We start from the raw sequence: 12,981 nt of genomic DNA, 5'->3' as shown, positions 1-12,981 counted from the left end.
TGATCAGGGAACCTCTGAATAAGCCGATTGACGGGTCTGCAAGCCTTGCGGCCTTCCTGTGGCGTCGCGCCTTGCTTCCGGCTGTCACGGACAGCCAGAATCGCCCATCGACTTATTCAGAGTTTTCTTAGCTATGCTTACCCATCCACTGAGCCATTCGGAGACCTCCATGCCGCATCACCTGTCCAAAGCCACCAGCAGTTTTGCGGCCCTCGGGCGTTTACTCCGTTACGCCCGTGGCTATCGCCGCCAAATCATCGCGGCCACCATCTGCTCCATCATCAACAAACTGTTCGACATCGCCCCGGAAATCCTGATCGGTATTGCGATCGATGTGGTGGTCAATCAGGAAGACAGTTTTGTGGCCTCGCTCGGCATTGAATCAGCACGCGACCAGATTTTCATCCTCGGCGGTCTGACGTTTTTTATCTGGGCGGGCGAGTCGCTGTTTGAATACCTGTTCCAGATCCTCTGGCGCAATCTGGCCCAACGACTGCAGTCGGACCTGCGCCAGGACGCCTACGAGCACGCCCAAAAACTGGATATGAGTTTCTTCGAGGCTCGCAGTTCGGGCCAGCTGGTTGCGACCATGAACGACGACGTCAACCAGCTTGAGCGTTTCCTGGACGGCGGTGCCAACGCCATGGTTCAGGTGGTGGTCACCGTGGTGGCCGTCGGTGCGGTGTTCTTCGTGCTGTCGCCGCTGATTGCGCTGCTGGCCTTTACCCCGATTCCGCTGATTATCTGGGGCGCCTTCTATTTCCAGCGCAAGGCGGGACCGCTGTACGCCGACGTGCGGGAAAAAGTCGGCGATCTGTCCAGCCGTCTGGCCAACAATCTGGGCGGCATTGCCACCATCAAGAGTTTCACCGCAGAGCAGCGTGAAGCCGAGCGCCTCAGGGCCAGCAGCGAAGCCTATGTGGAGGCCAATCGCAACGCCATTCGAATCAGCTCGGCGTTCATCCCGGTGATCCGAATGGCCATCTTGGCCGGCTTTCTGGCCACCTTCATCGTGGGCGGCATGAAGGCCCTGGATGGCAGCCTCAACGTCGGCGCCTACGGTGTACTGGTGTTCCTGACCCAACGCCTGCTCTGGCCCCTGACCGGCATGGCCGAAGTGATCGATTTGTTTGAGCGCGCCATGGCCAGCACCCGCCGCATTCTGGATTTGCTCGCCGAGCCGATGCATGTGCGGGACGAAACCGGCACTACTCTGGCTGCGCCGGTACGCGGCGATGTCATCTTCGACGACGTCAGCTTTCACTATCCGTCCAGTGGCGCCGGTATTGCCCATGCCTCGCTGCGGGTGCCGGCCGGCCATACGCTGGCTCTGGTAGGGGCCACCGGCTCGGGCAAATCCACCCTGGTCAAGCTGCTGCTGCGCTTTTACGACACCACCGCCGGTGATATCCGGATCGATGGCCAGCCTATCCAGTCGGTAAGCCTCAAATCCCTGCGCGAGGCCATTGGTCTGGTGAGCCAGGACGTGTACCTGTTTGAAGGCAGCATTCGCGACAATCTGGCTTACGGCCTGCCCGGGGCCACCGACGCCCAGATCATTGACGCGGCCCGCACTGCCGAGGCCTGGGGCTTCATTGAAGCCCTGCCGCAGGGGCTCGACAGCCCGGTGGGTGAACGGGGCATTCGGCTCTCGGGCGGCCAGCGTCAGCGCTTGTCGCTGGCTCGGGCCCTGCTGAAAAATCCGCCCATACTGGTGCTCGACGAAGCCACCAGTGCCGTTGACAACGAAACCGAAGCGGCCATCCAGCGCTCGCTGAAACGCATTGGTCACAACCGCACAGTCATCATGATTGCCCACCGCCTGTCCACCATTGTGGATGCCGACACCATCGCCGTGATTGACGCCGGTCAGGTGGTGGAATCGGGCAATCACGACGCCCTGTTGAGCCTTGACGGGGCTTATGCCGCCCAGTGGCGCGTTCAGACCGGACAGGTAAGCTGATTGCCACCTTGCTTTATTGTTAATGATTCGCATTTGTATTAACATCGCAGGCGTCCTGACAACCTAGCCTCTCCGTTTCCGGAGACCCCGGGAGCCTGCATGTCTGCCTTTCTTGAAGTTCACCAGCTTGATGTCGCCGTCGATACCACCCCGATTCTCAGCAACCTCAGCCTCGGGTTTGTCGAAGGCGAGGTTACGGCGCTACTCGGGCACAACGGCTCTGGCAAGTCGACCCTGCTCAAGGTGTTGGCCCGCCAACTGCAGCCAACCCGCGGGCACGTGACCCTGCAGGGACGCGGCTTTGCCGACACCGATACCCGTGCCTTCGCGCGCGTCGTTGGGTATCTGCCCCAACACCCGCCCGCCACCGACGGCTTAACCGTTACCGAACTGGTGGCCCTGGGTCGCTACCCCTGGCACGGCGCACTTGGCCGTTATTGTCAGCAAGACCACGAACTCGTGGCCCAGGCGATCACCGACACCGGGCTATGGGCCTTCAGGCATCGCTCGGTGGATACACTGTCCGGCGGCGAGCGACAGCGCGCTTGGCTGGCGATGCTGCTGGCCCAGCAAACGCAATGCCTGCTGCTCGACGAACCCATCTCCGCGCTGGACGTGGGTCATCAGGTGGCCACCCTGAGGTTGATTCATCAACTGGCTCAAAAGCGCGCACTGACGGTGATTCTGGTGCTGCACGACGTCGATCTCGCGGCTCGGTTCTGTGACCGGCTGGTGGCGCTGCGGCGCGACGCGTCCGGAGGGCAGGTGATTGCCGATGGCTCGCCCGCCAGGATTATGAACGCAGACACGCTGGAGCGGATTTACCGTGTCCCCATGGGGATCCTGGAACGCGCACCCGGCCTCTGGGTGTCCTATGTTCACTAACCTTACGGCAGTGGCCCGGCGGATGTTCTGCCTGATCGGGTTGCTGTTCGTCGCCACAAACACCGGGGCCGACACCTGGCTCCATGAACGGGGCGAGCTGCAACTCACAGAGACACCCCGGCGCGTCGTGGCACTGAACTGGGCCGCCACTGAGGCGCTGCTACTGCTGGGCATCACACCGGTGGGGATCGCGGATCGGGACGGTTACCCGGTCTGGGTTCAGGATCCGCCCCTGCCAGACGGCATCGAGCATGTCGGTGCCCGCAGCGCCCCGAGCCTGGCGGCCATTGCCGAGTTAACGCCGGACCTGATCATCACCAGCGATCAACTGGCACCGGCGTGGCAATCACTGCAGAGCATCGCGCCGACCTACGTTATCAGCGTCTATGACCAGGGCGCGGAGCCCTTTAGCCAGGCCCGGCGAATGCTGCTGACGCTGGCGGACATCCTCGACCGGGAGAATCGGGCTCAGCAGGTGCTGGCCGATCTGGAACGGGCCATGATGGCCAACCGCCAGCACCTGGAGCGGGCCGGGCTGACTGGAAAACCGATTGCCCTGGTGAGTTTCATGGACGCTCGCCACGTCAGAATGAATGCGTCCAATGGTCTGTTTCAGGCTGCCCTCAATGGCCTCGGGCTGGCCAATGCCCGGCAACGGCCGGGGAATTTCTGGGGCTTTGCCATGGTTGGCCTGGAGGCGATAGCGGCCATGCCTGACGCCCGGCTTGTGGTGATCTCGCCGACCACCGCCGGCCTCGCGAACCAGCTCGCCAGCAGTCCGTTCTGGACCCACTTACCCGCGGTGCGCCACCGCGAGGTCTATCAGATCGATCCGGTGTGGGCCTACGGCGGGGTCAATGCGGTCAACCGCATGGCACAGTTGCTAACCCAGGCCTTACTGGACGGAGGCCGGGCGAATGTCCACTAGCGTTATGGGCAGCACCACCCGACTGCCCGTTGCCACGGCCATTCTCTGGGCCGTTGCGCTCGCCGGCGCCAGCCTGCCCTGGCTCGGCCAGGTCCCATTGTCGGCGCTGTGGCAGGCGTTCTCGGCAGCTGACAGTACCGACTACCGTCAGATTCTGCTGCACTACAGCTGGGCGCCCCGATTTGCCATGGCCATTGTCATCGGATTTGGCCTCGGCCTGGCGGGCGCCACACTGCAACAGGTGCTCGGCAACCCGCTGGCCTCGCCCAGCACCCTGGGAGTGGCCTCCGGAGCCCAACTCGCATTGGCTGTCGCAACCTTGTATGCCCCCTCAGTGCTGGCGTTCAGCGCCGATTTAATCGCGCTTGCCGGTGGCTTGCTGGCCGCAGGCCTGGTGGTGGCGCTGACCTGTAAAATGGGCTTTTCACCCGTCACGGTAATATTGGCCGGTCTGGTGATCAGCTTTTTTCTGGGTGCTCTGAATGCCGCCCTCTTGCTGTTCCACGGCGAATACCTGGGCAATCTGTTTATCTGGGGCGCCGGCTCGCTGGTTCAGAACGACTGGTCGCAATTTGTCGATTTGTGGCCCCGGGTGGTGGTGCTTGGGCTTGCCCTGGTGCTGCTGATCAAGCCGCTGCAACTGTTGCAGCTGGGTGCCGGTTCGGCACACGCACTGGGGGCGCGGGTCGCCGTTGTGCGACTGCTGGCCCTGTTCCTGGTGGTACTGATGACCGCCTCGGTCGTGAGCCGGGTGGGGGTCGTGGCCTTCGTCGGGCTGGCGGCACCGGTGCTGGCAAGGTTGCTGGGCGCCCGCACCCTCAGGCAGAAGTTGTTCTGGAGCACGCTGCTGGGCGGCGCTTTGCTGTTATTGGCGGACACCCTGGCACAATGGGCCACGACCTGGACCGCGGGCTCGTTGGTTCCCACCGGAGCCGCCACCGCGCTGATCGGTGGCCCGGTCATTTTACTGGCGTTGAACGGGTTGCGTAACAACCGACACATGCCAGGTGACGAACCCGGTCCTGCTCCGCTGGTACTGGCGCGCCGGCCGTTACCCACGACCCTCTGGGTCATGAGTTTCATGCTCGTGGCCATCGTTACTCTGGCCATCGGCTGGTCGCCGGGTCTGGATGGCTGGCACTGGACACCACCCACCGACTGGGCCCAGGTCTGGCACTGGCGAGGGCCTCGACTGTTGGCGGCGATCGCCGCCGGCGTGGCGCTGGGCTTGGCAGGAACGGTGATCCAGCGCCTCACCGGCAATGTCATGGCCAGCCCGGAAGTGCTGGGCATCAGCGGAGGCGCAGGCATGGCCATGGTACTGCTGACGTTGTTTGGGCTGCATCTCGGACGCCCCGGACAACTGCTTGCAGGCACCGCCGGCGGTATGACCGTGCTGTTACTGCTTCTGGCGCTGTCGCGCCGGCACACGTTCGCCGGCCACCCACTGTTACTGGGCGGCGTGGCCATTTACGTCTTTATGGACGCCGGTCTGCGCCTGGTCTTGGCGGGTGGCGGCAGCGACGCCGTCGCGTTGTTGAACTGGATGTCCGGTTCCACCTGGCTGGTGACCAACGCTGAGGCCCTGGCACTGGCGGCGGCAACGTTGCTGCTCGGCGCCCTGACCGTGACCGGACGCCGTGCCCTGACACTGCTGCCCCTGGGGCACAGCACCGCCGCCGCGCTCGGGCTGAATGTGGCGCGGGCCCGGCTGCGGTTGATGGTGCTGGCGGCGGCACTGACCGCAGCCGCCACCATGGTGATCGGGCCGCTCAGTTTTGTCGGCCTGATGGCGCCGCACCTGGCCCGTGTGCTGGGCCAGCAAACCGTCGGCCGCCAGCTTATGGTGGCGGCCCTGGCGGGGGCAATGCTGATGGCGCTGGCCGACTATCTGGCGCGGGTGCTGCTGTTTCCCAACCAACTGCCGGCCGGTCTGCTGGCCGCGCTGGTAGGCGGGGTCTACTTTCTCTGGGGGCTCAGTCGCCATGACAAACACTAAGGACTGGGCTCTGCGCTATCGCCGCCTGCTGGAGCAGGCCAGGATCACGCCGGCCTCACTCCTGAGCCACGACACCTCCACCGCCCGCGCCAGACCGCAAGACTGTGTGCGGCTGGCGGACTGCCTGTTGAATCCGGATCGATTGCGGGCGCGGCTGAGCCAGCAGGCTGGCCAGGGCGTCAGCAGCCGACAACTTCGGGCTCGCGCCTCGGTTCTGCACCAGACGCTTGCACTGAACGTGATCGCTCCTTTGACCCTCAGGTTGTTTCTGGAAGGCCAGGCTCCGGTCCCCGACTCACGATCAATCTGGCTGTCCCCGAGCGCGGAGGACACCGATCAATGGTACTGGGAGGCGGCAGCCACCACGGCTGGCTTTGCTGGCTTCGCCAGCGCCATCGCACGGCTGGTCAAGACCTGGTACCCACTGTTCGGACAGGACCTGGGAGTTACCCCTGGCGCGTTCTGGAGCAGCGTGGGGTTGGGGCTGTGCGCGCCCTTTTCGGCATTGTATGCCAGCGCCCCACCCCAAACTCTGTGTCGTGAGGCGACCGATTGGCTCAATAGCGTCGACTGCGACGCCCGGCGCTTTATCGACTGGATTCCGACCGAACTTGACGGGCGTGGCTGTGCCTTACCCCAGCGCCGGGGCTGTTGCATGAAGTATCTGTTGCCTGGGGGCGGTTATTGCGGAACCTGCGGTATTTATCGTAAACAGAGAATGACCGAGCAGGCGCGGGCAACGGCACACCCGCTTGCCCGCCCGCATTCAGACCAACCGGTCTCCATCCCGCCGGGGATCTGGTCCCCGGCGGGATAGCGGGAGCCGGCAAGCCGACACCCCCTTTCGGTGCAGCGGTTCCGATCAATAAGTCCAGCTGACGGTCACGTTGGCGTTGGTCGGTGCACCGTAAAAACCCTGGGCCGAGGTGCCGAATTTCTTCAGGCTCTCAATGTACTTCTCGTCGGTCACATTGTTGACGTTGAGTTGCGCACGCCAGTTGCGGGCAAAATCATAACGGGCCATCACATCCAGCACGGCATAGCTGCTCTGGCGCGTCACGATCGGCTGGCCGTCATTGGGTCCGCCACTGACCGTGCCCTGATTCTGGCGGATTGCGGATTGCCATCGCACCTGGCTTCCCAGCGCCAGGCCGGTGGTGCCCGGTACCCGCCAGGTAGCCCTGAGCTGGGCCAGGTGGGCCGGGATCGACGGCTTGGCAGTGTGGCCATTGGCCGTATCGATATCGACGTAGGTGTACCCGGCGAAGAGCTGAACCCGGTCACTGACCTCCCCCGCCAGTTCCAACTCTATGCCTTCACTGGTGAGGCCATCCACCCCGCGGTAATAGCTGTCGACGGAATTATCAAAGGTGCCTGCCGCTTCCGCCAGGTTATCCTGCTCGGTATGGAATACCGCCACGGTTGATTTCAGCCGGCCCGCCCGATAGTCGCTCTTCAGCCCGACTTCGTAATTGACGCCGTCGATCGGATCAAGACGGTTCCGGTCACGGTCCACCTCGGTCTGGGGCTTGAATATTTCGGTATAACTGGCGTACACAGAGTGGTTGTGGCTGAGATCATAGATCAAGCCCGCGTAAGGCGTTTCCACAGCGTTATAGCGGGTGGCCTTGCTGAGACCGTAACTCACCCCTTCGCTGTCGAGCCAGGTCAGCCGCACACCCGTGATTGCCGTCAGCGGGTCGGCCAGCGTCCACCGCACCGCCGCGTAGGTACTGGTCTGTTTGTCGGTCCAGTCCGACCCACTGATACCGTTGTCAAACGTCGGTTTGGGGTAACTACCGGTCCATTCCTCCAACGGCGGCAAGGCGGTGCCAATGCCCTGGCCGTATCGGGATTCGTCCACCGTTTCCGAGCGTGACCAGGTGGCCCCCAATACCAGCTCATGGATGCGGCCCACCAGACTGAACGGACCGGTCGCGTAGGCATCCGCCACCCATTGTTCGGTGTTCAGTTCGTACTGGCTGGGGTAGGCGAAGAGGCCTTCGCCGGTCTGCCGGTCGGGGGTTCCATACTGGTAAAACAGTTCCGAATCGCTGTCCTTTTCCAGCCGCAGGACACTGCCCTTCGCCTGCCAGCCGCCGCCCAGTTGCTGACTCAGTTCCGCAAAGCTGTTGTGCTGAACATTGTCCCAGTAAGACCAGTCGGCCGATGTGCTGGTAGACCGCTGGTAGTGGGTTGGCGACCCATCGCTGTAGAACAGCGGCAGCGCGCCCCACAGTGGGCTGTCGGTGTCCGAGGTCTGGCTGGCGTGACCCAGCGTCAGCACTGTGGTGGCAGTGAGGTCTGCTTCCACCACACCATAAAACATCTGCTTTTCATTGTTGTAGCGGTCGAGGTAGGAATCGCGATTCTGATAGCCGGCAACGACACGGCCTCGCACCTTACCGGATGCCGTCACTGCACCGGAGACGTCGCCCACGATGCGTCGGTTATCGTAGGAACCCCCGGTGACCGCCACGGAGGCACGGTTGGCGACGGTCGGTCGTTTGCGAATGAAGTTGACGGTGGCCGATGGATTGCCGATGCCCGTCATGAGGCCATTGGCGCCGCGGAGCACCTCGACCCGATCGTAAAAAGCGGTATCGAGGTCGCCCTGGACATTGTCGTACACGGCGGGCAAGCCCACACCGTCGTACTGGAAGTTGTCGATGTTGAAGCCGCGTGAGGTGTAATAGGTGCGATCGGTCTCGACCGATTCGACCGTTACACCGGTGGTGCCCTCCAGCACGTCGTTGACATCGGTCTGTGCAAAATCATCCATCTGTTTGCGCGTAATCACCGAGACCGACTGCGGCGTTTCCCGGTGAGACAATGCCAGTTTCAACGCGGTTCGACTGCTGGCGGCGGTGTAACTGCTGGTGGATTCGGAGGCGGGCTCACCGCGCTCGGCAGAAACCTGAATCGCGTCCAGCACTGTTGGCTGGGCCTCTTGGGCCAGCGTGGCGGCGGGCAACGAGGCCCATACCAAAGCGTACACAAGCGGCTTGCGGTGCGTGTGAACTATCGGGGGTTGAGGCATGACTACTCTCCAGTGACTGTAGGCCATTGATCAGGCAAATGAGAATGAGTCATACATAATAATGATAATCATTATTATTTGATACAGAAAACAAAGCTTTCTCAAATCCAACGCGAGCACAAGGTCGCACCTGCCCATTGGGCCTGACCGGCAGGCCGGACCGGGGCCGGTTGCGCCAGTCCGAAGCCAGGGTCTTTGCGGCAGCGGCGGCAGAATGGCCGTAGAAAGTTGGCTACGGCCATTCTCCGAGCACCGCCTTGAGGTCGTTTCTATCCTGTCTTCAAGCGGGTATTATTCCGACCTGAGCACCGTATTTACTCGCCATTCACACACGGAATCGCTGTTTTTGAACATGTCTGTGAGCCCCCAAGACGCACGTTCCCTCGGTCACCTGCTTTGCACAACCACCGCTGAGGTATTGTGGCAGCCCGCCCGCGGCTGGATACGGGAGCGCCATCCGGGCACCCTGCTGGCGTGCCGGGTTGGAGCCGGTCAGGCCACGTACCACCGGTTTGATCCGCGCCTGCGCCAGCACAGCATTACCTTTGGCGCCCGAATGATCATTGCCAAACATCGGCCCGACACCGCGGCAGGCTGGTTGTCCAGCCGGGAAATCCTGAACCGGGGGTATTTTGACGGCCAATTGTCCACGCTCAACCTGCTTGCCCACACTTGCTGCCATGAGTTCGCCCATTTATTGCAGCACGTGGCCGGCAAGCGCAAGCGGGGCTCGGTGCATAACCGTCATTTTTACGAGATCCTGGATAACTTGCACGCCAGCGGCGCCGCCCAATCCGTGCGGACCACGATGCAACACACCGCGCCCGACCACGGACTGAGCCTTCCCGATCAACCGTTTGCTATCGCCAGCTCAGGCGAACTGCTGGCGCAGTGGCAGGTGGGAGACGCCGTGGGCTTCGGTTCAGACGCCCACTGGCGTGAAGGTGTCGTTCAGCGCATTAACCGAAAAACCTGTACCGTTGCAGGCACCGGCGCCTCGCACGGACTGCGGTACCGGGTACCGGCCTCAATGCTCCGCCGGCTCGAGACCTAGCCTGGACACCAGCGCCTTGAGTTCCGGCAGGCACGAGCCGCAGTTGGTGCCGCACTTGAGCTGAGCCCCCAGGGTTGCCACATCCTGTGCGCCATCGGCAATGGCCTTGGCAATCTGCCGTTCGCCGACCTGGAAACAGCTACAGACCACCGTGCCAATGTCTTCTTGCGCCACATCCCGGCCGGACAGCAGGTTGCGGCACTGCTCCGGGGTCAGCTTGTCCAGCGCGAAACAGCTGGCCAGCCAGTCCACCGGCGGCAGGCGCTCCGAGATCGCATCCACCAGCAAGATGGCCACCACTCGCCCGCCCTTTAGCCGGGCGGCGCGAAAGCGGCCTTCCTGGGGATCGGACAGCACCATTTGCGGTGCTCCGCCCAGCCAGTGGCCGACCTCCGCAGACCAGTCCACCGATCGCTGTCCCGCCAGCCACCAGCTGTCGCAGTCGGCTAACGGCGCATGGCTCCAGTAGTCGGCCAACCAACTGCGCGGCTGTTCAGCCGGGCACAACAACCGGGCATACCAGCGGGCCTCAAAGGGCTTCAGGGCGGCCACGCCATGTTTCGACTCCGGCTGTCCGGAGATCGGGTCGACGACCCGGGCGATCAGTTGGGAGGCCAGGCCAGCCGAGGCGTATTGCTGGTTCCAGTGAATTGGAATAAACACCTCACCCCGTCGCTGAGCCGCGGTCTCCCGCACCCGACCGGTAAACCGGTTCAGGCCCTGCTCCAGGGTGGCCAGGCCGGCTTGTTCGATGCCGCACGCCAGCCGGTCGTCGGGGTGCATCTCAATGAACGGCTCGGAACGATGCTGCAGCAGCCGGGGCGATCGGGCCGTGCGGGTCATGGTGTGCCATTGGTCCCGGACACGACCGGTGTTCACAATCATCGGTGCCTCGGTCGTGGGCACTGCCGCCGGCACCACGGTCCGGATCGGAATCAACCGCCCACGCCCCTCCGGGGTGCAGAAGCGACCGTCTGAAAACAGTCGCTGACTGGTGTTCGTAGCGGTGGCTCGTACCGGCCATTGTACCGGTTCCAGCGTGTCATACGCGGCATCTGACAGCGTTGCCAGCGCGCTGATATCAAACAGCCGGGCGCCGTCATTTTCGAAGCCAGACAACGCGGCGTGTTCGCGGAAGATATCGGCGGCGGTGTCGTAGCCAAAACCGTGGGCATGCCCCAGACGTCGGGCGACCTCACTCACCAGCCACCAGTCGGGCCGTGCATCCCCCACTTGCGGCAGGAATGAGCGCTGGCGTGAGATTCGCCGCTCGGAATTGGTCACGGTGCCATTTTTTTCGCCCCAGCCGGCCGCCGGCAGCAGGATATCCGCCAGCATCGTGGTGTCGGTGCGGGCGATGCAGTCGGAGACGATCACCGTCGGGCAGCGCTTAATCGCCTCACGAACCCGGGTGGAATCCGGCAGGCTAACGGCGGGATTGGTTGCCATCACCCACAAAACCTTGATGTCGCCTCGGTGCACGGCGTCGAAAAGATCGACCGCTTTGAGTCCGGGCCCATCCGCCACCGCATCGGTCTGCCAGAACCGCGCCACCCGGTCGCAGGCACCGGGGCTGTCGTAATCCATGTGGGCCGCCAGCGTATTGGCCAGGCCGCCCACTTCCCGGCCACCCATCGCATTGGGTTGCCCGGTGATGGAAAACGGGCTCGCACCCGGCTTGCCTATCCGACCGGTCGCCAGGTGGCAGTTGATAATGGCATTGCCTTTGTCGGTGCCCGCCACCGATTGGTTGCTGCCCTGGGAGAAGCCCGTCACCGTTCTGGGGGTCGCTGCAAACCACTCGAAGAATGCCTCGACATCGCTTTTGGCAAGGTCGCAGAGCGCCGCAACGGCGGCGACATCGGGCGCGGCTTCCCGGGCCGCGGCGACGGCGACGTCCAGGTCCTGGCAATGATTGTCAACGAAATCCCAATCAATGGCGTTGTGATCCACCAGCCACACCAGCAAACCATTAAACAGCACGGTGTCAGTGCCGGGGCGCAATTTGAGGTGGAGGTCGGCCAATTCGGTGGTGGCCGTCTCGCGCGGGTCGATCACTACCACGCGCCGTCCTCGTCGGGCGGCGGCCTTCATCCGCTGATACAGAATGGGGTGATTCCAGGCGGTATTGCTGCCGGTCAACACCAGCAGCTCGGCCAACTCCAGGTCCTCATAACAGCCCGGCACCACATCGGCACCGAACGCCCGCTTGTGGGCGGCCACCGCCGACGACATGCAAAGCCGGGAATTGGTATCGACGTGGGGCGTTTTGAGAAACCCTTTTGCCAGTTTGTTGGCCACGTAATAATCTTCGGTCAGTAACTGGCCCGATAGATAGAAGGCAACCGAACCCGGCCCGTAAGTCTCAATCGACTGCCGGATGGCCTCGGCAGTAGCGTCCAGCGCTTCGGCGAGCGGCGTGGTTCGGCCCCGGACTTTGGCCGACAGCAGCCGGCCATTGGAACCCAGCGTCTCATGCAGACTGGCGCCTTTCACGCACAGCCGGCCATGATTGGCGGGATGCTGAGCGTCGCCTGCGACCGCCTGTCCCGACGTGGCCTGGGCAATGACGCCACAGCCAACGCCACAATAGGGGCAGGTCGTTCGGACCGAACACGATGATTCCTGTTTCACAAACGCTCCTCTTCTTCATAAAGCCGTTGCTTAACATTCGCAGGCGATCCGGGCGCGGTCGGTTGGCCCAAAACAAAAAAGCCCGACGGGTTTACCGGAGCGGTCTCAATCGAAACCAAATCTCTCGGAAAACCCAGTCGGGCACTGTTGCCTTAACGATTGTCTACTCAATCTGACTTTTATATAGCAATTTAGAGGCCAACCCGCTTAGCGCGGTTATCTGACTGTTATACAACAATAAATATCAGATCGACCGGCCTCTCTTGGCCACCACTCAGGCATTTCCGCCCACAGTTGGTGCAGCATGCCTTAAGTGTGGGCGATTACAGTTCAAGAAACCGGGGGGCCCCATTCGTCCCTTTCTTTATGCCCCTGTTTTTTATGATTTTTTATTTTTGGCACAGCGCATGCATTAGCTTTGACACGACGATTACTTTTTTAGGGCGTTGCCGGGGACCAACCCCAATACCCTGAAACC

General features: G+C 62.6%; 8 protein-coding genes. 6 read left to right on the top strand and 2 right to left on the bottom strand.

Annotated features, from left to right (window positions below; genetic code table 11):
• Positions 1-169 precede the first annotated feature (169 nt).
• The 5 genes from GRX64_RS16175 to GRX64_RS16155 all read left to right on the top strand — a co-directional run bounded on the left by GRX64_RS16175 (position 170) and on the right by GRX64_RS16155 (position 6,592).
• Positions 170-1,963, top strand: coding sequence for an ABC transporter ATP-binding protein (locus tag GRX64_RS16175; RefSeq protein WP_166268771.1), 1,794 nt, complete (start codon positions 170-172; stop codon positions 1,961-1,963).
• Between the two features lie 99 nt (positions 1,964-2,062).
• Positions 2,063-2,848, top strand: a complete 786-nt coding sequence (locus GRX64_RS16170; protein WP_166268770.1) for an ABC transporter ATP-binding protein — start codon at positions 2,063-2,065, stop codon at positions 2,846-2,848.
• Positions 2,838-3,776 (top strand): ABC transporter substrate-binding protein, encoded by a 939-nt coding sequence (locus GRX64_RS16165; protein ID WP_235937717.1) that lies wholly within the window; start codon positions 2,838-2,840, stop codon positions 3,774-3,776. Before GRX64_RS16170 ends, GRX64_RS16165 begins: the two co-directional genes overlap by 11 nt.
• Positions 3,766-5,775: a Fe(3+)-hydroxamate ABC transporter permease FhuB gene (gene fhuB / locus GRX64_RS16160; RefSeq protein WP_166268769.1), complete on the top strand. Its 2,010-nt coding sequence runs from the start codon at positions 3,766-3,768 to the stop codon at positions 5,773-5,775. The genes GRX64_RS16165 and fhuB overlap by 11 nt, the downstream gene beginning before the upstream one ends.
• On the top strand, positions 5,762-6,592 hold the full coding sequence (locus GRX64_RS16155) for a (2Fe-2S)-binding protein (protein WP_166268768.1): 831 nt from the start codon (positions 5,762-5,764) through the stop codon (positions 6,590-6,592). Before fhuB ends, GRX64_RS16155 begins: the two co-directional genes overlap by 14 nt.
• A 45-nt stretch (positions 6,593-6,637) precedes the next feature.
• Here GRX64_RS16155 and GRX64_RS16150 read toward each other — a convergent pair whose 3' ends face one another.
• The gene (locus GRX64_RS16150; protein WP_166268767.1) at positions 6,638-8,815 is read right to left on the bottom strand and encodes a TonB-dependent siderophore receptor; all 2,178 of its coding nucleotides are present in this window, start codon (positions 8,813-8,815) and stop codon (positions 6,638-6,640) included.
• Between the two features lie 214 nt (positions 8,816-9,029).
• On the opposite strand from GRX64_RS16150, the gene GRX64_RS16145 reads away from it, so the two are divergent.
• The gene (locus GRX64_RS16145) at positions 9,030-9,869 is read left to right on the top strand and encodes a hypothetical protein (RefSeq protein WP_345790089.1); all 840 of its coding nucleotides are present in this window, start codon (positions 9,030-9,032) and stop codon (positions 9,867-9,869) included.
• Here the strand turns inward: GRX64_RS16145 and GRX64_RS16140 are convergent.
• A complete protein-coding gene (locus GRX64_RS16140; RefSeq protein ID WP_166268766.1) occupies positions 9,843-12,503 on the bottom strand; it encodes a nitrate reductase in 2,661 nt (886 codons plus the stop codon). The two genes, GRX64_RS16145 and GRX64_RS16140, sit on opposite strands and share 27 nt — an antisense overlap.
• Positions 12,504-12,981: the final 478 nt, after the last annotated feature.

The sequence above is a fragment of the Marinobacter caseinilyticus genome (assembly GCF_011074955.1).
Taxonomy (GTDB): domain Bacteria; phylum Pseudomonadota; class Gammaproteobacteria; order Pseudomonadales; family Oleiphilaceae; genus Marinobacter; species Marinobacter caseinilyticus.
The sequence above is the reverse complement of the archived record's forward strand: the minus strand, read 5'-3'. Positions and strand labels throughout refer to the sequence as shown.